We start from the raw sequence: 22140 nt of genomic DNA, 5'->3' as shown, positions 1-22140 counted from the left end.
GCCCGCGTGAGTGATCGCGGGCGTCTGGTTCAGAGCATTCCGGGGCCGTCGTCCTCGGGTTGCTCAACCGGTGCCAGATCGATAAAGCCGTCGTTCTCCATGGCGCTGGCGGCCACCCGGTCGATGCTGCTCATGGCATGGCCGATGATCGAGCTGACGCGGGCCTCATGATGATGCTCGGGTAAGCGCGCGATGGCGGCGAGGACCTCTTCACCCGGCACGGTTTCCTCGGCCAGGAGTTTGTCAGCGATCTCATCCAGCGCCGGCTTGAGCTGCTGCAGCAGGGCCATGCATTCACGGTCGAGCTGCTTGAGCAGGTTGTCGGCCGCGCGGATGGATTCACCGGAGTCGAACTCGATATGCGCGTCGCGTACCGCCTGCAAACTGAGTAGCGAACCGTTCGGGCCCATGCCCAACGCGCCAACCATCGACAGGGCGATCTTGGAGGCTTCCTGCAGATCCTGACCGGCGCCCGAGGACACTTCGTGGAAATACAGCTGCTCGGCCCCACGGCCAGCCAGCAGCATCTGGATGCGGTTGCGCAGTTCGGATTCCATGTGCAGACGCTTGTCCTCGACGGGCGTTACCAGCGTCACGCCCAGCGCCTGGCCGCGCGGCAGAATGGTGACCTTTTCCACCCGACCGGTTTTCAGCGCGGCAGCGACCAGCGCATGACCGGCTTCGTGCACCGCGATGCGTTTGCGGTCGGTAGGCGACATGGGCGTCACGCCGGAAGGCTGTTCACCGATGCGGCAGGTTTCCACCGCGTCGACGAAATGCGCCATGCTCACGGACTTTGCGGCGCCTCGTGCGGCGAGCAGGGCGGCATGATTGGCGATGTAGGCGATGGCGGCGGGGGTCAGGCCCACGGTGTTGCGCGCCAATTGTGCGTAGTCCAGATCCTGTTCGGCGCGGATCTTGGCGGCGTACAGGCGGAACAGTGCCTCGCGGTCGTTCAGCCCTGGCAGGCCCACGGCAATGGAGCGGTCGAAGCGGCCTTCGCGCACCAGCGCCGGGTCCAGCGAGTTCGGAAAGTTGGTCGCACCCAGCACCAGTACACCGTTGGCGCCGTCGAAACCGTCCATTTCGGCAAGGAACTGGTTGATGATGCGGTTGCTCTCAGCGTCGCTGGAGCGCTGCTGTTCAGCGCGCTTGCCGATGCCGTCGATCTCGTCGATGAAGATGATGCACGGCGCCTGCTTGCGCGCGGTACGGAACAACGCCTTGACCTTCTGGATGCCAACGCCGAAATACATCGAGGAGAAATCGCTGCCGGTCACCTGAATGAAACTGGCATTGGATTCGGTGGCCAGTGCCTTGGCCAGCTGAGTCTTGCCGGTGCCCGGCTCGCCAGTAAGCAGCACGCCTTTTGGCGGGCGCGCACCCAGCGCGGTGTAGGCAGCCGGATCGCGCAGATAGGCGGTCACATCGCTAAGCGCCTGCTTGGCTTCGCTGGCGCCAATCACATCGGCAAAGCTGATGCCGCTGCCTTTGCGTTGGACCGGGAAGGCCTGGCTCTTGATTGCAAGGTAGGTGAGGGCGCCGATCAGCAACAGGATAAAGGGTGCATAGGGCACGACCGGCTTGTACCAGGGCGCTTCGCCGTCGGTTTCAAACATGGACAGCGGGAACAGCTCGCCTTGGCTGCTGGCGTATTGGTCGAGCAGCAGCTGAGCGACACGCCCGGACTGGTCCGGTACCCAGTAACGAAGCCCATCGTGCAGGCTGATAAAGACTGCATCCTTGCCCAGCGCGGCGCTGCTGATGCTGGCGCCACGCAGGTCAGCCATCAACACCGAAAGATCGCGGCGATTGGCTTCCCAGGGATCGGTAGATTGCTGCAGGGCCTCGAGCATGCTGGCGGCAGCGCCAGTCGCAGGGGTGGAGGGAGCAGCTGGCCGCAACTGCCAGAAGGCCACGCACGCGGCGATCAGCAGCAACAGGAAAACAGAGAGCACAGGGCCGCGGCGACCTTGTAGCAGACGTGGTGTTTTCATTTCACATCCAATCGGGAGGGCCCGATGTTCGACAAACAACCGCCGGAGGGCGGACCACAGTTGTTCACGGGAAAGTCCCGCGGCGCCAATTGGGTGGCGCAGCACAGTTCGGGCTTGTTGGATGCGATTTATATGCCGGACTGCGAATCGGGTTGCTGAACGCCGATAGCCGGCGAGAATACGGCAAGTGCCACCATACAAGCGGCTGCACGACGAATGGCAGGCCAGTTTTCGACGAATGACCGCTTAGTTGTGGAACGAAACGGCTGGGGCGGGGACGCACGCCGTAGCCCGTAGCCCGTAGCCCGTAGCCCGTAGCCCGTAGCCCGTAGCCCGTAGCCCGTAGCCCGTAGTCCGACCAGATCAAGCGCCGTACTCTTGAACGACCTCCTGAGGCGTGTTCACTCGCGCATGATCTCCGCTTGTCCATTCGGCTGGCCCGGCCGCGCGCACGCTGTAGTTGAAAAGCGCCCACGCTGCTCTGAAAAGAGAGATTTACGTGCAAAAACAAGCCGTTCCGATGAGCGGCCTGCTGGACGTCGGCTACCCCGCGCAATCAGGGAGGATTCGTAGTAAATAGCCTGGTTTTTCGCACCCAGAGCATTACCCGCACCATGTCCACCCTGACCGAGTTGGCGCAGCAGATTGCCGCGCTCTATCCATTGCAAGACAAGACCGCAGGCAAGCGTTACCGCATCGTCAGCCAGCTCGCCGGCATGACGGAGTTGGAGGAGATCGGCGGCATGCCGCGCTACGTCGACACCTGCCAACTCGACGACAAGGAACTATGGGATGGTCGCGTCGCCAGCTGATCAGAGCTAAGTGGCCGTCAACTGGCGGCTGCAGTGGGACGCTGCAGAAACTCGCTGATATCTACCTGATCGAGTTGCTCGGGCTTGAGATGGCGATGGCCATAGCTGAGGTGCAGTCCCGAGGAGAGGAACAGGGCAAAGAGGTCCGCATCGATATGGCCACGGTCACGCAGCCGCGCCAGGATGCGGATCGACTCACTCAGCGGTTTGGCCTTCTTGTAGGGGCGATCGCAGGCGGTCAGCGCCTCGAAGATGTCGGCGATGGCCATGATTCGTGCGGGTATCGATAGCTGATCGGGCCCCAGTTGCCGCGGATAGCCGGTACCAAGCAAGGTTTCATGGTGGGTGCCGGCATATTCCGGCACGCGCTGGAGGTTCTTGGGAAACGGCAAATTCTCCAGCATGACGATGGTCTGCACGATGTGCTCGTTGACCTTGAACCGCTCCTCGGCGGTCAGGGTGCCGCGGCTGACGCTCAGATTGTAGAGCTCGCCAAAGTTGAACTGATGTTCGGGCACGCTCATCTTGAAGCCGTACTTGGGGTCCAGCGCCTTGGTTTCGGCGCGTGGCATCAGGTGTTCTGGCTTGTCCGACAATAGCCTTTCGGAAGCCGGAAGCGGCTTGGCCGGGAAGCCTTCCAGGCGCGTCTCCTCCTCATGGGAAAGGCCCTGCCGGTCATCAAAGTGACGTGTCCAGCGCTGTTCGGCGATGCGCTGCAAGCGCTCGATCCGCTCCGGCGCCATCAGCTCGCCGCCGATGTTGCACTCTGCCACGAAGGTGAACTCCTCCTGCAAACGCGCCACCTCGGCGGCGTGTCGGGTCTCGACGGCTTCTGCTGGTTCGCCGGCCGCCAAGGCGGCGAGACGCTCGATCATGACGTCGCGTAGCAGGACTTCGAAGCGCATGCGGATCTCATGGATGCGGTTGTAGACCGTTTCCAGCTTGGTTGCCTTGTCGACGATGTGCTCGGGAGTGGTGACCTTGCCGCAGTCGTGCAGCCAGGCGCCGATGCGGAACTCCCGCCACTGCTCGTCGGTTTCGAAGCGGAAGTCCGCCAGCGGACCTTCCGCCGTCGCACTGGCCTGTTCCGCCAGCATCAGCGCGAGCTCAGGTACGCGGGCGCAATGGCCGCCGGTATAGGCGCTTTTGGCGTCGATTGCGCCTGCGAGGATCTCGATCATCGCGTCGATCAGCGCAGTTTGAGAGTCGATGAGGTTGTGGTTCTCCAGTGCGACGGCCGACTGGGAGGCCAGTGCTTCGACGAATCGGAGGTTCTGCCTGCTGAAGCGGGTGACGTCGCCACTGTTGGGATCGGTCGCGTTCATGAATTGCAGAACACCGAGCACTTCGCCGCCGTGCGCAACCAATGGTACGCAGAGCATCGAAACCGTACGGTAGCCCGATTCCATATCGAAGCGGCGGGTGCCGGAAAGATCGAAGCGCGTCTCGCTGTACACGTCGTCGATGATCACGGTTTCCCTGCGCAGGGCCACATAGGTCGACACGTGCCGCTCGTTGGGCGTGCCGGTGTCCGGATCGTGCAACGGCAGTTCGAATGCAGGTAATTGGTCAGCCTTCGAGCGCAGGGTAAAGCGCAAGCTGTCGTGGTCGGTCATCAGATAGAGCGTGGCGGCATCGGCGTTACAGATCCGCTTGCCTTGCATCAGGATGTGCTGGAGCAAACGGTGTTTGTCGCGCTCGGAAGACATCAGCATGCCGTTTTCGACCAGGCTCGCCAGTTTCTCTTGAGCCTCTTCCAGCGCCTGGTTCTGTGTGTGGATCGAGCGCCGCATGCTGTCGTGCTGGCGGTGCAGCTCGTCGAGCTCGCGAATCGGCGAGTGAGGACTGCTGTGGGGGCTGAAATCGAGCTCGCGGATGCGCCGTGTGTCTTCTGCCAGTGCGCCCAGCGAGCGGCGGATGCTCGCCAGGCACACGAACAGCAGTGGCAGGCTGAGAAACATCAACAGCAGCTCGACAAGCAGCACCCCGCGCAAGTCGAGCCACTCGAAGCCGGCCAGCAGAAGCACCGGCACGGTGGGTACGAGAATAAACATCGTCACCAGCGCTGAGGCCCAGGTCTCGTAGCTGAGCTTGTATTTGCTAGAGGTCATACTGCATCCTGCGGCGATTACTTGACGGAAATGCCAGGAAAACATCGGTGAGCGCAGTTAGAAACGCTGTGCACCGATTCGCAGGCCATTGGCCGACCACGGAGGTTACATTGATCATGGCCACTAGAAGCGCCCCAGTGGTAAAAATTGCCCGAACTGTGCTTGTCCTTGGCTTTATGGCGGCCTCTGGGCTGGCAGTGGCGGATGACATCAGCGAGCCCGTTGGTTACATCATGAAAGTCCAGGGCGAGGCGACCATGACCAGCCGTGGGCAGACCATCGAGGCGCGGGTAGGGCAGGCGGTCATCATCGGGGCGACACTGCGCACCGGTGCCCAGGGGTCGATGGGCGTCACGTTGAGCGACAACACGGTGATGTCGTTCGGCCCCAACAGCGAGTTCACGCTGGATGAGTACCAGTTTGAGCCAGCTCACGAAGAGCTGAAGCTGAGCGCGCAAATCAGCCGAGGTACGCTGAACTTCATCTCCGGTGTGATCGCAAAGCTGAAACCCGAGGCGGTCGAGCTGAAAACGCCGACCGGGACCATCGGAGTACGGGGTACGCATTTTCTGGTGAAGGTCAGCGAGTGAGGCGAATGCTACAGAGAACGTTTGCGCTGTTGTGTCTAGCGCTGCTGATGACAGGCTGCGCGACGGGCGACTATGTGGTGTTGCTGGAGAGTCCCGATGGCACCACCGGTGCCGTGGTCATCGAAGATGCACAGGGTCAGACGCGTCTTGATCGCAAGCATCAGGGTGCCGTGATCGGTTCACGGGGCTTCGGCTCTGGGCCTTTCGAGGTTGGCGACATGCGCATCGCTCGCGATTTTTCCGCCGCGCTGGCTGCACAGCCAGCGTTGCCTCAGCGGTTCCAGCTGTACTTCAAGATCGGTAGCGTTGAACTCACCGAAGAGTCTGAGCAGGCCATCGACCAGGTATTCGAGACGATCCGTCAGCGCGGTCCGTCTGCGGTCTCGGTGATAGGTCATACCGACACGCTCAGCGGCCCACGCTGGAACGAGCAACTGGGGCTGAGCAGGGCCCAGGCAGTCGCCGAGATGTTGCGTAAGCGTCATATCGATGTGATCGATCTCAGGGTTTCGTCGCATGGTGAGCGCAACCTGCTGATCAAAACCCGTGATGGCGTGTCCGAGCCGCGCAATCGTCGCGTGGAAGTCAGCGTCCGTTAAGAGATCTACTTATCTGTCATCACGATGAGCTCACCGTGTTGCCCGCTGCGCAACCGCTCGAGCTGGTAGCGCACCAGCGCATCATCCTGCCGCTGAATATCCAGCCGTTCGAATGCTTCGAGGGCGTCGCCCTCGTCCTCTGACAGTAGTTTGTGTGCCGCCTCGTACAGAGCGTCCGGTTGCGTTTCGCAAGGCTCGTAAAGACGGAGCGGCTGCTGCTTACCCTTGAGCAATACATTGCCGACCGGTCGCATCGGCGTGTCGGGGTTGGCATCGCGAATCGCCTGCGACACGCACAGCTCGGTGCCGAAATAACGGTTCACACCTTCGATCCGCGCTGCGACATTGACCGCGTCGCCGAGCGCACGGTAGTCGAACAGCGTCGAGCCACCGAAATTGCCTACCACTACGTCACCGCTGTGCACGCCAATGCGAGTGGGGCCAAGCGCAATTCCGGCGGTGTGCTGGGCGGCGGCATGCTCGCGAGTGAACCGGCGAATCTCCAAGGCGCAGGCGAGAGCGCGTTGCTGATGGTCGGGCTGCGCCAGCGGTGCGGAGAAAAGAATGGCCATACCGTCGCCCATGATGCGTTCCAACGTTCCGTGATGGCGGAAGGCGATCTGGATAATGCCCTCCAGATATTCATTGAGCATGCTTACCACTCGCTCCGGCGGTTGCCCCTCCATCAGCCGGGTCGAATCTGTCAGGTCTGTGAAGACGAAGCTGCAGCAGCGCCGCTCGCCACCCAGGCGCAACTGTTCCGGGTGGCGTACCAGATGCTCGACGAGGTTCGGTGAGATATAGCGGGAGAAGGCTGCGCGCACCCAGCGCTGCTGCTGTTCGCTGGCACGATGGCGAGCAATGCTGGCGCCAAGGTAGGTGATGGCCAGACCCAGGCTTGGGCTGAGCGCATCGAACAGCAAGCCATGGCGTGAGTAGGCCCACCAGGCAATGACATTCAGCGTCGCCAGCAGCCCAGCCGATACCAGGGCACCCGTCAGAGCTCCGGTGGCAAGCGTAATGCCGCAGAGCACAAGGGCGGCGAGAAGGAGAGTCACAGCCTCGATCGGGTTGGCCCAGTAAGGACGTTGCAGCGGTGCTCCAAACAGAGCTTGCTCGATCGCCTGCGCATGCACCTGTACGCCGGGAAGCATGCCGCCAAGCGGGCTGAAGCGTAGGTCCTGCAGCCCTTGCGCCGAGCTGCCTACCAGCACGATAGCGCCCTGCAGTCTGGGGTCGGGACGTCCTTCGAACAGCTGCCATGCCGGCAAGTTCTGTGCGCTCATGTCGGCGCGATAGTGCACCCAGAGTTCGCCGCGACGATTGGTCGGCAGAGCGATACGGCCAATGCTGACCTGAGCGACGTCACCGCGTGAATCGGCGTCGACCCGGTAGAGGTTCTGCTTTAGAAAGACGCGTATCGCTTCGGCCGGGAGCGATGGCAGCAGATGATCGTCAACCTTGATCATCAGCGGCACGCGCCTTACCACGCCGTCCCCGTCCGGTTGGAACGTCATGGCGCCGCTTCCTGCCGCTGCCGATTCCAGTTCCGACAATGCCGTGGCGGTGCCGGCGTAGATCGGAAAGGCGGGACGATGCCCATCAGCCTGCAGCTGCACGGCGAAGCGGTTGATGGGCGTGGATCGGGTCGGCGAGCGCGTCGCTGCAAAGCCGAGAACACTGGGCTGGCGCTCGAGTGCCTCGGCGAATAGCCGGTCATGATCCGGCAGTTGCTTCAGTTGCGCAGCGAGATCGGAAGGGAGCCGTTCGTGGAGTTGCGTCGGGGAGCTGCGGTCCGGTTCGGCGAACAGCACGTCGAATACCACAACGGCAGCGCCAGCCTCACGCAGCCGGTCCAGCAGCTGCGCCATCTGGTCCCTGGGCCATGGCCACTGACCGAGACGCGCGAGGCTGTCTTCGTCGATGTCCAGGACCAGCACGTTGGTTTGTGCCGGCGCTGGCCTAGGCTGCCATCGCTGATACTGGTCGAACAGACTGTTGCGCAGTGTTTGCAGCAGCATCGGTTCGGTGAGGTAGAGCACGCATGCTGCCAGCAAGCCAACGCTGGCAAGCAGCAGGCGTGGTGCCAAGCGGCCGGGTAGAGTCATCAGTCGCGCTCCCTGCAACCGGCCGACAGGCTGGCCCGATTACTCGAGTACCAGAACGGCGTCCATTTCGACTTGCGCGCCCTTGGGCAGTGCAGCGATGCCGATGGCAGCGCGGGCGGGGTAGGGCTGCTGGAAGTAGCGGCTCATGACCTCATTGACGGTGGCAAAGTTGCCGAGATCGGTGAGGAAGATGTTCAGCTTGACGATATCTTTCAGCGATCCGCCAGCGGCCTCGGCGACGGCCTTGAGATTCTCGAAGACCTGCACGGTCTGGGCTTCGAAGCCTTCCACCAGCTCCATCGTCTTGGGATCCAGCGGGATCTGACCGGACATGTAAACGGTATTGCCGGCTTTGATCGCCTGGGAGTAGGTGCCAATGGCGGCGGGTGCGTTGTCGCTGTGGATCACGGTCTTGCTCATGGGGTGCTCCGATAGAAGAGTGCGGCCCCAGAGGATACGGGCTGCAGCGAGCGGGCAAAAGCCCCGTGACGAGCGTGGAACTGGTGGAGTCGCTAGGCCTTCATCCGGGTGATGCGCATGACGCCCTTGATGGCGCGAAGCTTCTTGATGACGCGGGCGAGATGTACCCGGTCGTGAACGCTGACCACCAGCTGGACCACGCTGATGCGACCGTCGCGCTCGTCCATGCCGATCTTCTCGATGTTGCCGTCGGCAGCATTGACGCTTCCCGCCAGCAAGGCGATCAGGCCGCGCTGGTGCTCCAGCTCGACCCTCAGCTCGACGTTGAACTCGCCGGTGACGTCCTTCGACCAGGACAGCTGGATGCATTTGTCCGGGTTGTGCCGTACATCGGCAATGTTCCGGCAGGTGTCGAGGTGCACCACCATGCCTTTCCCGGCCGACAGATGACCGACGATGGGGTCGCCAGGAATCGGCGTGCAGCACTTGGCATAGTTCAGCACCAGGCCCTCAGTGCCACGGATAGCCAGCGGGCCTTCATCGCTCGGTGCCTGTTCGCCGTCACTGGCGAGCAGACGCCGGGCAATCACGTAGGCCATGCGATTGCCCAGCCCGATGTCTTCGAGCAGGTCCTCGATGACGTCCATGTGGTACTCGTTGAGTACCGTGCGGATGCGTTCTTGGGAAATGCTTTCAAGGCTGGTTTCGAAACCGGTCAGTGCCTTGTTCAGCAGGCGCTCGCCGAGATTGATCGATTCCGAGCGGCGTTGCAGCTTCAGTGCATGGCGGATATGCGTCCGCGCCTTGCCGGTGACAACAAAATTCAGCCAGGCCGGGTTGGGGCGAGCGCCCGGCGCGGTCACAATCTCAACGGTGCAGCCGCTTTCAAGGGCCTGCGAAAGCGGCGCCAGGCGCCGATTGACGCGGCAGGCGATGCAGGTGTTGCCGACGTCGGTGTGCACCGCATAGGCGAAGTCCACTGCGGTGGATCCCTTCGGCAGCTCCATGATGCTGCCCTTGGGAGTGAAGACGTAGACCTCGTCGGGAAAGAGGTCGATCTTGACGCTCTCGATGAATTCCAGCGAATTGCCGGCGCGTTCCTGCAACTCCAGCACGCCTTTGAGCCATTGGCGTGCGCGGGCGTGCGTGCCCTTGGGAGCCTCTTCCCCGTTGGATTTGTACAGCCAGTGTGCGGCGATGCCATTGTTGGCCATCTCTTCCATCTCGCGAGTGCGGATCTGGATCTCGATGGGCACCCCGTGCATACCGAACAGCGTGGTATGCAGAGACTGGTAGCCGTTGGCCTTGGGGATTGCGATGTAATCCTTGAAGCGGCCCGGGAGGGGCTTGTAGAGACTGTGTACCGCGCCGAGTACGCGATAACAGGTATCGACCTTGTCGACCACGATGCGGAAGGCGTAGACATCCATGATCTCGTTGAACGCCTTTCGCTTGCCGCGCATCTTCTTGTAGATGCTGTAGAGGTGCTTCTCGCGGCCGACGACTTCGCCTGCCAGGCCGTCGCGTTCAAGGCAGTGAGTCAGCGACTGCTCGATCTTTTCGACGATTTCGTTGCGATTGCCGCGCGCGCGACGCACCGCGGCGCGGATCCGCTCCGAGCGCATCGGGTGCATGGCCTTGAAACCCAAATCCTCGAATTCCACGCGCATGGCGTGCATACCCAGGCGGTTGGCGATGGGCGCGTAGATTTCCAGGGTTTCCTTGGCAATGCGTCGACGTTTCTCGCCTGCTAGCACCTCAAGGGTGCGCATGTTGTGCAGGCGGTCAGCGAGCTTGACCAGGATCACGCGAATGTCGCGTGCCATGGCCATGGCCATTTTCTGGAAGTTCTCGGCCTGAGCTTCGGCCTTGGTTTCGAACTTCATCTGGGTGAGCTTGCTGACGCCGTCCACCAGCTCGGCGACGGTTTCACCAAATTGTGCGGTGAGCGCTTCCTTGGCAATGCCGGTGTCTTCGATGACGTCATGCAGCATCGCGGCCATCAGGCTCTGATGGTCCATGTGCATGTCAGCAAGGATGTTGGCTACCGCAAGGGGATGGGTGACGTAGGCTTCACCGCTGCGCCGACGCTGACCATCGTGGGCCTGCTCGGCGTAGAAATAGGCACGGCGGACCAAGTTGACTTGGTCGTCGCCGAGATAGGTCGACAGGCGATCAGCGAGAGCGTCTATGGCTGGCAAGGAATTGCTCCTCGCCGGCGCTGCACTGTGACTGCGGTTCGACTTCGACCTGGCATTTAATCAGAGGGCCTCGTTGGGCTCTTCCTCGTACTGAACGAACAGCGGTTCGTCGTCGACGATGTCGTCCTGAGCGATGACGTCATAGTCCACCAGGCCAGAAGCGATTTCACGCAGTGCCACGACGGTCGGCTTGTCATTTTCCCAGGCTACCTTGGGCTCTTTGCCACCGGTGGCCAGTTGGCGCGAGCGCTTGGTCGCGAGCATGACCAGCTCGAAGCGGTTATCTACGTTGTCCAGGCAATCTTCAACGGTAACGCGGGCCATGGTGTTCCTCATCAATAACGGTAAAGCGTGCCCGAATGGGCGAGCGGACGGGATAGTCTAAAAAATCACCAGCCAATAGGGAAGCGGTAAAAGCGCAAAGCCGCTCCGGGCATCCAGGCTCAAGCAGAAGCGCGAGGCTTCTGCCGCTCGTCGGCGCCAGCCGCCCCCCACATTGTTTACAGTTTTGCAGTCGCCGCTTTCAGGCGAGCAGTTGCCCGAGCAGCGCTTCGAAGCGCTGCTGCTGTGCGGTCTGTAGAAGCTGGTTGGCGCGGAAGATTGCCTGCAGATCGATCAGCGCGTGGGCGAAGTCGTCGTTGATCACCAGATAATCGTATTCCACGTAGTGAGTCATTTCGCTCACGGCTTCACGCATGCGTTTTTCGATCACCTCATCACTGTCCTGGCCGCGGTTGGTCAGCCGCTGGCGCAGGGCCTCCTGGGTGGGCGGCAGGATGAAGATCGACTTGGCCTGGGGCATCAGACGCCGAACCTGCTGTGCGCCCTGCCAGTCGATCTCAAGGATCAGATCGAAACCTTCGCTCAACGTCTGCTCAAGCCAGCGCTGCGAGGTGCCGTACAGATTCCCGAATACTTCGGCGTGTTCGAGGAATTCGTCGTGCTCCAGGCGTTCCAGAAACTCCTCACGGCTGACGAAGTGGTAGTTGACGCCATCCACTTCTCCGGGACGCATAGGCCGAGTCGTATGTGAAACCGAAACCCGAACCTGCGGTTGCGCATCGAGCAGTGCCTTGACCAGGCTGGTCTTGCCGGCCCCGGAAGGCGCGGAAACGATGTAGAGCGTACCGGTGGAGGCTGCCATGTAATTCTCTTTGCGGATTGCTGACTAGGATCTGGCGGTCTTGGCCCGTCGAGTAGGCCAAGCTTAGTTGCTATTCGATGTTCTGGACCTGCTCGCGCATCTGCTCGATCAGTACCTTGAGATTGACCGCTGCCTGGGTGCTGCGCGTGTCGAATGCCTTGGAGCCCAGTGTGTTGGCTTCGCGGTTGAGTTCCTGCATGAGAAAATCCAGACGGCGACCGGCCGCTCCGCCGGACTTCAAAACGCGGCGTACTTCAGTGACGTGGGTGCCAAGACGATCAAGCTCTTCGGCCACGTCGCTCTTCTGCGCCAGCATCACAAGCTCTTGCTCAAGGCGCTGAGGATCCAGCTCGGCGCGCATTTCCACGCAGCGGTCCAGCAGTTTCTGACGCTGCGCCGCGAGCATCTGTGGAACCTGGCTGCGGAGTGTGGCGGTTTCCGTGCCGATAACATCAAGGCGTTCGTTGATCAGGCGGGCAAGTTCTTCGCCTTCGCGCAGGCGGCCGGCTTTCATCTGCTCCAGCGCCTGATGAAACAACTGCAGAGCGGTGTTGTTGAGTGCTTGCGGGTCCGCAGCGTCGCCGACCAGCACGCCTGGCCAGGAGAGAATCTCCAGCGGGTTCAGCGGCGCGGGCTGTTTAATCATTGCCGCGACGCTTTCAGCGGCAGCGATCAGCTGGCCTGCCCGTTGGTGATCGACCTGCATGGAGCGACCTGCTGCATCTTCGGCAAAGCGCAGGGTGCATTCGATCTTGCCGCGGGATAGCCCCTTGCGCAGTGCTTCGCGAATGGCGCCTTCGAGGTCGCGGAAGGACTCGGGCAGGCGCAGGTGCGGTTCAAGATAACGGTGATTGACCGAGCGGATCTCCCAGCTCAGGGTGCCGTGCTCGCCGGCCTGCTCGGCACGGGCGAAAGCGGTCATGCTGTAGATCATGGGAAACCTCTCGATACGGTGGCGAAAGGCGGAGGATTGTAAAGGAAAACGCGGTCAGTGACGCCGGTGCGTCGTTAACTGCCGTCAAGGCCGTTTGGCGAGTGGGGTGCTCGATTCAGTCGCTGGCTCGTGAGTCGAGTGGCTTGACGGTGGCCCTTACCGTAGGTCAGGCCTCTATAATGCAGGTCAATTCACTCAGAATCAGGAAAGCCTCATGAAGCGTCCCAGTGGCCGCGCTGCCGATCAGCTGCGATCGATCCGCATTACTCGCAACTACACCAAGCACGCCGAGGGTTCGGTTCTGGTGGAGTTCGGCGACACCAAGGTGATTTGTACCGCCAGTATCGAGAATGGCGTGCCGCGCTTCCTCAAGGGGCAGGGGCAGGGCTGGCTAACTGCGGAATACGGCATGTTGCCGCGAGCTACTGGCGAGCGTAACCAGCGTGAAGCCAGTCGCGGAAAGCAGGGCGGGCGCACCCTGGAAATCCAGCGATTGATCGGCCGTTCGCTGCGGGCATCGCTGGACATGAGCAAGCTGGGCGAGAACACCATCTATATCGACTGCGACGTGATACAGGCGGACGGCGGTACGCGTACTGCATCAATTACCGGAGCGATGGTGGCGCTGGTCGATGCGCTGAAGTTGCTGAAGAAGCGCGGCGGGTTGAAGGGCGGCGATCCTCTCAAGCAGATGGTCGCGGCTGTCTCGGTAGGGATGTATCAAGGTGAGCCGGTCCTGGATCTTGATTACCTGGAGGATTCGGCCGCCGAGACGGACCTCAACGTGGTGATGACCAGCGGCGGCGGTTTTATCGAGGTGCAGGGCACCGCAGAGGGCGCGCCGTTCCAGCCGGATGAGCTCAATGCCATGCTTGGTTTGGCTCAGGCCGGTATGCAGGAGCTGTTCGCTCTGCAGCAGGCCGCGCTAGCCGACTAATCAGAAGGAGAACGCCATGTCTGACCAAGAATTGATTCCGGTACCGTCTGCCCAAGCGCGGCAATGGGCCATGTTCTGTCATTACTCGGCGTTCTTCTGGTTTCTGGTGCCAATGATCGGCAACGTCCTGGGGCCGTTGATCGTCTGGCAGCTGAAGAAGGATATGGATCCGTTCGTCGATGAGCAGGGCAAGGAGGCACTGAACTTTCAGATCACCTTCAGTATCTTGCTGATGATCTGTGGTGTGTTGGCCTGGATACTGATCGGTTTTCCGCTAATGGCGCTGATCAGCGTGGTAGCTCTGGTACTGGTTGTGATTGCTGGCATCCGTGCCAACGAGGGCAAACCCTATCGTTATCCGTTCTGTTGGCGGATCGTTAAATAGGGTTTAGCTCAGATTGTCCCAGCCAGCGCGCGCCTAGGTCGGGCGCGTGCTTGTTAAGTAGTTAGAGGCTCAGCGTCCAGTCGTAATCCACGACCAATGGGGCGTGCTGGGAGAAGCGCGGCTGGCGCGGCAGGCGGGCGTTACGGACGAAACGGCGCATGCCGGATGTCAGGATTTGATAATCGAATCGCCAGCCGAGGTTGAGCATCTGAGCCTGCTCGGTATCGGGCCACCAGCTGTAGAGATCGCCCTCTCGAGTGACTTCGCGCAGCGCATCGATGTAACCCATGTTGCCAAAAATCTCATCCAGCCACGCACGCTCGGGCGCTAGAAAGCCAGTCGCCTGCTGGCAGTCGCGCCAGTTCTTCACATCCAGCTTCTGATGCGCGACGTATAGTGAGCCGCAATAGATATATTCGCGACGCTTGCGGCGCTGCTTGTCGAGGTAATGGGCGAAATCGTCCATGAATTTGAATTTCTGATTTAGGTCTTCATCCCCGCCACGGCCGGTTGGCAATAGCAGCGTGGCGATGCTGACCTTATCGAAGTCGGCCTGCAGATAACGGCCGTAACGGTCGGCAGTTTCGAATCCGAGGCCCATGATCACAGCCTTCGGCTGCAGCCTGGAGTACAGCGCGACACCGCCCTGTTCGGGGATTTCAGCATCGACGGTATAGAGAAAATAGCCGTCAAGCTGGTAGGCCGGATCGTCGAGTTCTACTACGGAGGCGCGGGTATCCTGCAGGCAGATGACATCGGCATTCTGCGCTTGCAGCCAGCTGAGCAAACCCCGCTGCGCCGCCGCTTGAATGCCATTCACGTTGACGCTGATGATCCGCATAAATGGCCCCTAAAAACACGTGCGTGTATGATAACCCAAGCTCTTTGCAATTAGCTAAATCAGTGTCTTCCGGGAATATTCTTCATGCAGGCGTATCAGCGCGAGTTCATTCGCTTCGCCATCGAGCGCGGGGTTTTGCGCTTCGGTGAGTTCACCTTGAAGTCCGGGCGCACCAGCCCCTACTTCTTCAACGCCGGATTGTTCGACAGTGGCGCGGCGCTGGCACAATTGGGCCGCTTTTACGCCGCAGCTGTTGCCGACAGCGGCATCGATTTCGATGTGATCTTCGGGCCAGCCTACAAAGGTATTCCTCTGGCGGCGGCAACGGCCATCTCCCTGGCGGAGCATCACCAGCGTGACCTGCCTTGGTGTTTTAACCGCAAGGAAGCCAAGGACCATGGCGAAGGAGGTACGTTGGTCGGCGCGCCTCTTAATGGTCGCGTGCTGATCGTCGATGATGTGATCACCGCAGGGACCGCTATTCGCGAAGTCATGCAGATCATTCAGGCCCAGGGTGCGCAAGCCGCTGGCGTGCTGATTGCGCTGAATCGACAGGAGCGGGGCCAGGGTCAGCTGTCTGCCATTCAAGAAGTAGAGCAGGACTATGGCATGCCCGTCGTGAGCATAGTTTCTCTCACTCAGGTGCTGGAGTTCCTGGGACAGGATGAGCAGCTCAAGCGGCACTTACCTGCCGTCCAAGCGTATCGCGATCAATATGGCATTTGAGAACTGCGTGCTCGGCCGGTCAGGCCTGATAGGTTGACCTGATCAACGCTATTTCCGACGTTCTGCTTTTTGTCAGTTACTGACCAATTGTGGCTGGTCCGGCGTCCAAAAGCGGTCGTCAGTGCGTTGCTGTCGTAGCCGGCCGGCCTCCCGAGTGTAATTGGTCGGACCGCTTCAGGCGAGCGGTGCCCAGCCAAGCACCTTGCGACTCACGCTTGACCGCTTGCTTATGCAAACCAAAGGGCAGGTCCGCGCAGTTGGTGTGCTTATTGCTGCGCAACTGTGACGAGGTTTGTATAAGCTGAGACCCTTCGGCATTAAGAAGAAACAGGCATTTGGGGCTCGCAGTGCCGCACGCACCGATACGGTAGAGGCTGAAGTATGCGAATAGGGAACAGCGCACTGTTGCTGTTGGGTTTACTGGCCTCGACGGCTGCGCAGGCTGAGCTGTATCGGTATGTCGATGACAAGGGCGTTGTGGTCCTTGATCGACATGGTGTGCCGCCGCAGTTCATTGGTCGCGGTTATGAAGTCCTCAACGACCAGGGCCGCGTGACGCAGGTTGTGCCACCAGCGCCGACAGCGCAGGAACGCAAACTGCTGCTGGAAGCCAAAGCCCGAGCTGAGACTGATGCACAGTTGCTGAGACTGTATGCCAGTGTCGCTGATGTGGAGCGTGCCAAGGCGCGCAGGCTGTCAGAACTCGACAGCATTATCGGTATCACCCGCGGCAACCTCCAGTCTCTGCGGACGCAACAGGCGAACCTGCAGAGCCAAGCGGCCAATCATGAACGTGCTGGTCGGAAAGTGCCCGAGCAACTACTCGTACAGATCGACAACCTCGCCAAAGAGCAGGCCAGCCTGAGACGGGATGTCGAACGCTACAAGCAAACCCGAAAGCAGGCCGAAGTGAGCTACGGTCGGGAGCGTGAGCGAGTGGCCGAGTTGCTCGGTCAGTCGGAGTAGCAGGACCAAAGCCCGACGAAAAAAGCCCGGCTTTTCATCCGAGAAGCCGGGCTTTTTCATGGCTTTTTCAGTGAGGGGCTGAAGCCTTTCGATTGGTGATCAGCGTGCCGACACCGATGTCGGTGAAGATCTCCAGCAACACCGCATTGGGAACGCGGCCATCAATAATGTGTGCACTGTGCACGCCGCCTTGTACCGCCTCCAGCGCACAGCGAATCTTTGGCAGCATCCCGCCGTAGATCGTGCCGTCAGCAATCAGGTCGTCGACTTGCGCGGTGGTCAGCCCGGTCAGGACCTGGCCCTGTTTGTCCATCAGACCGGCAATGTTGGTCAGCAACATCAGCTTTTCGGACTGCAACGCCTCAGCGACCTTGCCGGCCACCAGGTCGGCATTGATGTTGTAGGACTCGCCGTCCGGACCAACGCCGATGGGCGCAATGACCGGAATGAAGTTGCCGCGGACGAGCATTTCCAGCAGCTCGGTATTGACCCCGGTGACTTCGCCAACCTGACCGATGTCGATGATTTCCGGTGAGGTCATTTCAGGTGTCTGGCGCGTGGCCTTAAGCTTCTTCGCGCGGATCAGCTTGGCGTCTTTACCTGTCAGTCCGATGGCTGCGCCACCGTGCTGGTTGATCATGCTCACGATGCTCTTGTTGACCTGTCCGCCGAGCACCATCTCCACCACGTCCATGGTCTGGCTGTCGGTGACCCGCATGCCGTCGATGAAGTGGCTTTCGATGTTCAGACGCTTGAGCAGATCGCCGATCTGCGGGCCGCCGCCGTGCACCACCACCGGGTTAATACCTACCGCTTTCATCAACACGATGTCGCGCGCAAAGCCGGTCTTCAGCTCCTCGCTTTCCATCGCATTGCCGCCGTACTTGATGACCAGCGTCTTGCCGACGAATCGGCGGATGTAAGGCAGCGCTTCGGAAAGGACCTGGGCGAATTGGGTGGCGGCTTCACGGCTGAGGGTCATGCAGGGCTCCGCAAGTCAGAACGGCAGGGTGAGATCAGGCGCGACAGTATAGAGCTGGGCGCGGAAGACGTCCTGTATGCGCTTGAGTTCTGCCTCGGTTTCGGCTTCAAAACGCAGCACCAGTACCGGAGTAGTGTTCGAGGCGCGCACCAGGCCCCAGCCTTTCGGGTAATCGACCCGCACACCGTCGAGGGTGGTGATGTTGGCGTCGCCCCAATGGGCGTCGCGATGCAGCGACTCGATGATGGTGAACTTGCTTTCTTCGGTGACCTGAATATTGATCTCGGGTGTCGAGATATCGTTCGGGAAAGCCGAGAAGACCTGCTCCGCGTTGCGCTTGTCCTGGCTGAGGATCTCAAGCAGGCGCACGGCACTGTAGATGCCGTCATCGAAGCCGTACCAGCGCTCCTTGAAAAAGATGTGTCCGCTCATCTCGCCAGCGAGCAGCGCACCGGTTTCCTTCATTTTCTTCTTGATCAGTGAGTGCCCGGTCTTCCACATGACCGGACGACCGCCGTAGCCACTGATTAGCGGTGTCAGGCGGCGTGTGCATTTGACGTCGAAGATGATGTCGGCGCCGGGGTTGCGCGACACGACATCCTTGGCGAACAGCATCAGCAGGCGGTCGGGGAATACTACGCTGCCCGCATTGGTCACCACGCCGACGCGATCGCCGTCGCCGTCGAAGGCCAGACCGAGGTCTGCATTCTCTGATTTCACCTTGGCGATCAGATCCTCGAGGTTCTCCAGCTTGCCTGGGTCCGGGTGATGGTTGGGGAAATTGCCATCGACCTCGCAGAACAGCGGAATGACCTTGCAGCCCAGGGCTTCAATGAGTTGCGGCGCGATGACGCCTGCAACGCCGTTGCCGCAGTCCACCACCACCTTCATCGGCTTGGCCACGGCGATATCGTCGCGGATTCGCTTGAAGTAGCTTTCCAGCACGTCGACCTGTTCGGCCTGGCCGACACCTTCGCTGAGGTTGCCGGTTTCGATGCGCTGGCGTAGCGCCTGGATCTGCTCGTTGGCGAGGGTGTCGCCCGCAATGACGATCTTGAAGCCGTTGTAGTCAGGCGGGTTGTGGCTGCCGGTGAGCATCACGCCGGATTTTCCGGCCAGAACATTGGCGGCGTAGTAGAGCACTGGGGTCGGGACCATGCCGACGTCGCTGACGCTGCAGCCGCTGTCCACCAACCCTTGGATCAGGTGCTGGACCAACTCAGGGCCGGACAGGCGTCCGTCGCGGCCGACTGATACATTTGGCTCGCCCTGAGCCAGGCTTTCGGACCCTACTGCCCGGCCTATCCAATACGCGGTTTCGGTGGTCAGGCTGTCGCCGACCACGCCACGGATGTCGTAGGCGCGGAAGATGCTTGCAGGCAGTTGCGGGGCTTTAGCGGCGCTCATTGCAGTTTCTCGCTCCTTGGTATCGAGGCCAAGCCAGTCCTGGTCCTCGTCGAGAATGTCGATATCGAGAATGTCGGTGTCCTGGAAAAGAGGGTCGACATATTCGGTAGATGGGGGTTGCGTGACCGCGGCCTGCTCTGTGGTCGGTGCTTTGGTCGACGCCACTCCGGCGGCGCGAAGTCGCAATCGGACCAGGCTTTTCGCCAGTGCATCAAGCGCTGGCAGGCTCAAAGTCGGTGTTTTGATGGTCTTGCCGTTGGAGAGTTCCTGAACCATCTGGCCCAGATGCAAGACATCTTCGCGAAGCCTCCGTTGCTGTGCGCTAAGCACTGCCTGCAGGCCGAGCAGCAAGCCGAACAATGCCGCCAGCGCCGCCACTAGGACGAGTACTGGCGAAAGGCCCCCTGCGCCAAGCGCCGGTGCCGGCAGGAAACTGATCTTCCAGTTCGGGTTGTTGCTCGGCAGGTCTATCGCGGAACCGTCCAGTCCCGCTCCGCCACGCTGCACCAGCAACTGTGTCGGGGCGCCGCTGAATTCTTGAACCAGCCGCAGCTGCCCGGCTTCGCTTGGCAGCTGCGGCAGGGTCGCCAGGAAGCGTTCCAGGCTGGTGACCAGCAGCAGTGTGCCCTGAACCGGCTGCTCAGGGCTCGGGCGCAATGCGGCGGCGCTGTAGAGCAGCCAGCGTGACCCAACCTTGAAGGCTTCGGTAGCAGGCGTTTGCCCATTTTCGGCGCGCTGCAGCATATCCAGCGCGGCAAAATTCAGGGGCCCGGGCCGGCCGGCATCCGTTCGCGCCTGGCCGCGAAGGCTGAGGTGGGCATCGATGACGCCGTCCCGATAGTTCAGCTCACGTTCGACGGCGCGTATCTGCTGCGGCTGTTCGCTGCGCAGCGCCTCGAGCAGTTGCGGATCGCTGGCGGCGGCGCGCGTGTCTTCGGCCAGTTGGCGCAGGGCCTGATTGATCGCCGAAGCCTGACTTTGGCCCCATGCCTCGGCAAGCGTGCTGGCTTGCTGCTGTTGACTGCTCTGTTGGGCAGTCCAAAGCAACGCACCCGCCACCACAAAGCCCAGCAGTCCTGGGATCAGGCCGGGTGCGAGGGTCTTAAGGCCGACGCTTCGGCGCGGGCGGGGTGCGGCGGCATCGGCAGGATTGAGAACGGTGTCGTCCTTGGCGGTGCGCTTGAAGAGTTTCATGGAGCCCCTCGGTTCGTCCTGAAAAAAGGCGAGAACTATCTCAGTGGCTGCCCGAGTGGCCGAAGCCGCCGGCGCCACGCTCACTGTTGTCGAACTCATTTACCAGTTCGAACTGCGCTTGGATCACCGGGACCAGCATCAGTTGGGCGATGCGTTCTCCTATGGCGATGTTGAAGCTGGTCTGGCCGCGGTTCCAGCAGGAGACCATCAGCTCGCCCTGGTAGTCGGAGTCGATCAGGCCGACGAGATTGCCCAGCACGATGCCATGCTTGTGGCCGAGGCCAGAGCGCGGCAGGACCAGCGCCGCGAGGTTTGGGTCGGCAATGTGAATGGACAGGCCGGTAGGGATCAGCAAGGTCTGCCCAGGCTCCAGTGTCGTATCGGCTTGCAGCATGGCGCGTAGATCGAGTCCGGCAGAGCCGCTGGTGGCGTACTCGGGCAGCGGGAAATCCTTGCCAAGACGGGGGTCGAGAATCTTCGCTTGAAGTTTGTGCATGGTCAGGCCTGATGGTAACGGTCGGCGATAAAGGCGATCAGTTGGCGAGCGATATGTCCCTTGCTGGCTTGGCTGAAGCGGGTTTCGTGTTGCTGGCGGTCAATCACCGTGACGGCGTTTTCTTCGCTGTTGAAGCCAATGCTCGGGTTGGCGACATCGTTGGCCACGATGAGGTCGAGGTTCTTGTCCCGCAGTTTGCGCGTGGCGTACTCCAGCAGGTTTTCCGTCTCGGCCGCGAAGCCGACGCTGAAAGGTCGGTCTGCCCGCCCGGCCAGCGTGGCAAGGATGTCGGGGTTGCGGACCATCTGCAGAAGCAAGCCGTCGCCCTTGGTTGGGTCTTTTTTCAATTTGTGCGGTGCGACCACTTCTGGCCGATAGTCGGCAACCGCTGCGGCGGCAATGAACAGATCGCACGGTATCGCTGCTTCGCACGCGGCAAGCATGTCCCGGGCGCTTACCACATCGATGCGTTGAACGCGGTCGGGGGTTGGCAGAAACACCGGGCCGGCGACCAGCGTTACGCGTGCACCGGCTTCGGCGGCGGCCTCGGCCAGGGCGAACCCCATCTTCCCGGAGCTGTGATTGGTGATGTAGCGCACCGGATCGATGTTTTCCTGAGTCGGGCCGGCAGTAATCAAAAGATGCTTTCCGGTCAGCAGACTGCGTTCGAAACAATCAGCAGCGGCCTGAGCCAGATCATCCGCTTCGAGCATACGGCCGAGACCGACATCGCCGCAGGCCTGGCTGCCGGATGCGGGGCCGAACAGGCGGATCCCTCGCTGCTCCAGCAGTGCGCGGTTGGCTTGGGTGGCAGGATCCGCCCACATGGCCTGATTCATTGCGGGCGCCAGCGCGACCGGTGCGTTGGTCGCGAGCACGAGGGTGGTCAACAGGTCGTTGGCGACACCCTGAGCCAGGCGTGCCATCAAGTCGGCAGTTGCGGGCGCCACCAGTACCAGATCGGCCCAGCGCGCCAGTTCGATATGCCCCATGGCTGCTTCGGCAGCAGGGTCGAGCAGATCCATATGTACAGGATGGCCGGACAGGGCCTGGAGGGTCAGCGGCGTAATGAATTCACGACCGCCGCTGGTCATCACGACGCGCACTTCGGCGCCCTGGTCGCGTAGCCGGCGTACCAGCTCCGCGCTCTTGTAAGCGGCGATGCCGCCGCCGACGCCCAGGACGATGCGTTTACGATAAAGCCGCTGCATAGGCCTGCCTTGTAACGGGGTGAGAACTGGTTCCGGCGAAGGCCGGTTGCCGTGGATAAAAGGCCGCTAAGATAGCACA

The 22140-nt window shown here is 61.2% G+C and carries 20 protein-coding genes; 7 read left to right on the top strand and 13 right to left on the bottom strand.

The window, feature by feature from the left end:
- Positions 1-29 precede the first annotated feature (29 nt).
- Positions 30-1997 (bottom strand): AAA family ATPase, encoded by a 1968-nt coding sequence (locus CXK96_RS17695; RefSeq protein ID WP_102837753.1) that lies wholly within the window; start codon positions 1995-1997, stop codon positions 30-32.
- Between the two features lie 614 nt (positions 1998-2611).
- Here CXK96_RS17695 and CXK96_RS17690 point away from each other — a divergent pair.
- Positions 2612-2809, top strand: a complete 198-nt coding sequence (locus CXK96_RS17690; protein WP_102837752.1) for a hypothetical protein — start codon at positions 2612-2614, stop codon at positions 2807-2809.
- 17 nt (positions 2810-2826) lie between these two features.
- Here CXK96_RS17690 and CXK96_RS17685 read toward each other — a convergent pair whose 3' ends face one another.
- Entirely contained in the window at positions 2827-4920 is a 2094-nt protein-coding gene (locus tag CXK96_RS17685) for an HD family phosphohydrolase (protein ID WP_102837751.1), read from the bottom strand.
- 116 nt (positions 4921-5036) lie between these two features.
- Here CXK96_RS17685 and CXK96_RS17680 point away from each other — a divergent pair, with 116 nt between their 5' ends.
- Together CXK96_RS17680 and CXK96_RS17675 are read left to right on the top strand one after the other, a co-directional pair.
- Positions 5037-5510, top strand: coding sequence for a FecR family protein (locus CXK96_RS17680; RefSeq protein ID WP_234484317.1), 474 nt, complete (start codon positions 5037-5039; stop codon positions 5508-5510).
- 5 nt (positions 5511-5515) lie between these two features.
- Positions 5516-6109 carry an OmpA family protein gene (locus CXK96_RS17675; RefSeq protein WP_102837749.1) on the top strand — a complete coding sequence of 198 codons (594 nt, stop codon included), beginning with the start codon at positions 5516-5518 and terminating at the stop codon, positions 6107-6109.
- Between the two features lie 5 nt (positions 6110-6114).
- Here the strand turns inward: CXK96_RS17675 and CXK96_RS17670 are convergent, their stop codons facing one another.
- From CXK96_RS17670 to CXK96_RS17645, 6 genes are all read right to left on the bottom strand, one after another.
- A complete protein-coding gene (locus CXK96_RS17670) occupies positions 6115-8217 on the bottom strand; it encodes a CHASE2 domain-containing protein (RefSeq protein ID WP_102837748.1) in 2103 nt (700 codons plus the stop codon).
- Positions 8218-8256: 39 nt separating this feature from the next.
- A complete protein-coding gene (locus CXK96_RS17665; RefSeq protein ID WP_102837747.1) occupies positions 8257-8637 on the bottom strand; it encodes a RidA family protein in 381 nt (126 codons plus the stop codon).
- 92 nt (positions 8638-8729) lie between these two features.
- Positions 8730-10838, bottom strand: a complete 2109-nt coding sequence (spoT, locus tag CXK96_RS17660) for a bifunctional GTP diphosphokinase/guanosine-3',5'-bis pyrophosphate 3'-pyrophosphohydrolase (RefSeq protein WP_102837746.1) — start codon at positions 10836-10838, stop codon at positions 8730-8732.
- 60 nt (positions 10839-10898) lie between these two features.
- Entirely contained in the window at positions 10899-11162 is a 264-nt protein-coding gene (rpoZ, locus tag CXK96_RS17655) for a DNA-directed RNA polymerase subunit omega (RefSeq protein WP_021207191.1), read from the bottom strand.
- Positions 11163-11361: 199 nt separating this feature from the next.
- On the bottom strand, positions 11362-11982 hold the full coding sequence (gene gmk, locus CXK96_RS17650) for a guanylate kinase (RefSeq protein WP_102837745.1): 621 nt from the start codon (positions 11980-11982) through the stop codon (positions 11362-11364).
- Positions 11983-12052: 70 nt separating this feature from the next.
- The gene (locus tag CXK96_RS17645; protein WP_102837744.1) at positions 12053-12916 is read right to left on the bottom strand and encodes a YicC/YloC family endoribonuclease; all 864 of its coding nucleotides are present in this window, start codon (positions 12914-12916) and stop codon (positions 12053-12055) included.
- A gap of 214 nt (positions 12917-13130) precedes the next feature.
- On the opposite strand from CXK96_RS17645, the gene rph reads away from it, so the two are divergent.
- Together rph and CXK96_RS17635 are read left to right on the top strand one after the other, a co-directional pair.
- The gene (gene rph, locus CXK96_RS17640; protein WP_102837743.1) at positions 13131-13853 is read left to right on the top strand and encodes a ribonuclease PH; all 723 of its coding nucleotides are present in this window, start codon (positions 13131-13133) and stop codon (positions 13851-13853) included.
- 16 nt (positions 13854-13869) lie between these two features.
- Positions 13870-14238: a DUF4870 domain-containing protein gene (locus CXK96_RS17635; RefSeq protein ID WP_102837742.1), complete on the top strand. Its 369-nt coding sequence runs from the start codon at positions 13870-13872 to the stop codon at positions 14236-14238.
- A gap of 61 nt (positions 14239-14299) precedes the next feature.
- On the opposite strand, the gene CXK96_RS17630 is transcribed toward CXK96_RS17635, so the two are convergent.
- Entirely contained in the window at positions 14300-15079 is a 780-nt protein-coding gene (locus CXK96_RS17630; RefSeq protein WP_102837741.1) for an exodeoxyribonuclease III, read from the bottom strand.
- Between the two features lie 84 nt (positions 15080-15163).
- Between CXK96_RS17630 and pyrE the strand changes: the two genes are divergently transcribed.
- On the top strand, positions 15164-15805 hold the full coding sequence (gene pyrE, locus CXK96_RS17625; protein WP_102837740.1) for an orotate phosphoribosyltransferase: 642 nt from the start codon (positions 15164-15166) through the stop codon (positions 15803-15805).
- Between the two features lie 381 nt (positions 15806-16186).
- Complete coding sequence (locus CXK96_RS17620; protein ID WP_180981553.1) at positions 16187-16771, top strand: DUF4124 domain-containing protein; 585 nt, start codon at positions 16187-16189, stop codon at positions 16769-16771.
- A gap of 67 nt (positions 16772-16838) precedes the next feature.
- Here CXK96_RS17620 and argB read toward each other — a convergent pair whose 3' ends face one another.
- The 4 genes from argB to coaBC form a co-directional block, all read right to left on the bottom strand.
- Positions 16839-17753: an acetylglutamate kinase gene (gene argB / locus CXK96_RS17615; RefSeq protein WP_102837739.1), complete on the bottom strand. Its 915-nt coding sequence runs from the start codon at positions 17751-17753 to the stop codon at positions 16839-16841.
- Between the two features lie 15 nt (positions 17754-17768).
- Entirely contained in the window at positions 17769-19160 is a 1392-nt protein-coding gene (gene algC / locus CXK96_RS20825) for a phosphomannomutase/phosphoglucomutase (protein ID WP_219807540.1), read from the bottom strand.
- A gap of 1234 nt (positions 19161-20394) precedes the next feature.
- A complete protein-coding gene (dut, locus tag CXK96_RS17605; protein WP_102837737.1) occupies positions 20395-20850 on the bottom strand; it encodes a dUTP diphosphatase in 456 nt (151 codons plus the stop codon).
- A gap of 2 nt (positions 20851-20852) precedes the next feature.
- A complete protein-coding gene (gene coaBC / locus CXK96_RS17600; protein WP_102837736.1) occupies positions 20853-22061 on the bottom strand; it encodes a bifunctional phosphopantothenoylcysteine decarboxylase/phosphopantothenate--cysteine ligase CoaBC in 1209 nt (402 codons plus the stop codon).
- Between the last annotated feature and the right edge of the window lie 79 nt (positions 22062-22140).

It is taken from the genome of Stutzerimonas stutzeri, assembly GCF_002890895.1.
GTDB lineage: Bacteria > Pseudomonadota > Gammaproteobacteria > Pseudomonadales > Pseudomonadaceae > Stutzerimonas > Stutzerimonas stutzeri_AB.
The sequence above is the reverse complement of the archived record's forward strand: the minus strand, read 5'-3'. Positions and strand labels throughout refer to the sequence as shown.

Excerpts from the sequence above, each read along its gene's own strand:
- CXK96_RS17695 (WP_102837753.1), bottom strand. The coding sequence starts at position 1,997 with ATGAAAACACCACGTCTGCTACAAGGTCGCCGCGGCCCTGTGCTCTCT.
- CXK96_RS17690 (WP_102837752.1), top strand. The coding sequence starts at position 2,612 with ATGTCCACCCTGACCGAGTTGGCGCAGCAGATTGCCGCGCTCTATCCA.
- CXK96_RS17685 (WP_102837751.1), bottom strand. The coding sequence starts at position 4,920 with ATGACCTCTAGCAAATACAAGCTCAGCTACGAGACCTGGGCCTCAGCG.
- CXK96_RS17680 (WP_234484317.1), top strand. The coding sequence starts at position 5,037 with ATGGCCACTAGAAGCGCCCCAGTGGTAAAAATTGCCCGAACTGTGCTT.
- CXK96_RS17675 (WP_102837749.1), top strand. The coding sequence starts at position 5,516 with ATGCTACAGAGAACGTTTGCGCTGTTGTGTCTAGCGCTGCTGATGACA.
- CXK96_RS17670 (WP_102837748.1), bottom strand. The coding sequence starts at position 8,217 with ATGACTCTACCCGGCCGCTTGGCACCACGCCTGCTGCTTGCCAGCGTT.
- CXK96_RS17665 (WP_102837747.1), bottom strand. The coding sequence starts at position 8,637 with ATGAGCAAGACCGTGATCCACAGCGACAACGCACCCGCCGCCATTGGC.
- rpoZ (WP_021207191.1), bottom strand. The coding sequence starts at position 11,162 with ATGGCCCGCGTTACCGTTGAAGATTGCCTGGACAACGTAGATAACCGC.
- gmk (WP_102837745.1), bottom strand. The coding sequence starts at position 11,982 with ATGGCAGCCTCCACCGGTACGCTCTACATCGTTTCCGCGCCTTCCGGG.
- CXK96_RS17645 (WP_102837744.1), bottom strand. The coding sequence starts at position 12,916 with ATGATCTACAGCATGACCGCTTTCGCCCGTGCCGAGCAGGCCGGCGAG.
- rph (WP_102837743.1), top strand. The coding sequence starts at position 13,131 with ATGAAGCGTCCCAGTGGCCGCGCTGCCGATCAGCTGCGATCGATCCGC.
- CXK96_RS17635 (WP_102837742.1), top strand. The coding sequence starts at position 13,870 with ATGTCTGACCAAGAATTGATTCCGGTACCGTCTGCCCAAGCGCGGCAA.
- CXK96_RS17630 (WP_102837741.1), bottom strand. The coding sequence starts at position 15,079 with ATGCGGATCATCAGCGTCAACGTGAATGGCATTCAAGCGGCGGCGCAG.
- pyrE (WP_102837740.1), top strand. The coding sequence starts at position 15,164 with ATGCAGGCGTATCAGCGCGAGTTCATTCGCTTCGCCATCGAGCGCGGG.
- CXK96_RS17620 (WP_180981553.1), top strand. The coding sequence starts at position 16,187 with ATGCGAATAGGGAACAGCGCACTGTTGCTGTTGGGTTTACTGGCCTCG.
- argB (WP_102837739.1), bottom strand. The coding sequence starts at position 17,753 with ATGACCCTCAGCCGTGAAGCCGCCACCCAATTCGCCCAGGTCCTTTCC.
- algC (WP_219807540.1), bottom strand. The coding sequence starts at position 19,160 with ATGAGCGCCGCTAAAGCCCCGCAACTGCCTGCAAGCATCTTCCGCGCC.
- dut (WP_102837737.1), bottom strand. The coding sequence starts at position 20,850 with ATGCACAAACTTCAAGCGAAGATTCTCGACCCCCGTCTTGGCAAGGAT.
- coaBC (WP_102837736.1), bottom strand. The coding sequence starts at position 22,061 with ATGCAGCGGCTTTATCGTAAACGCATCGTCCTGGGCGTCGGCGGCGGC.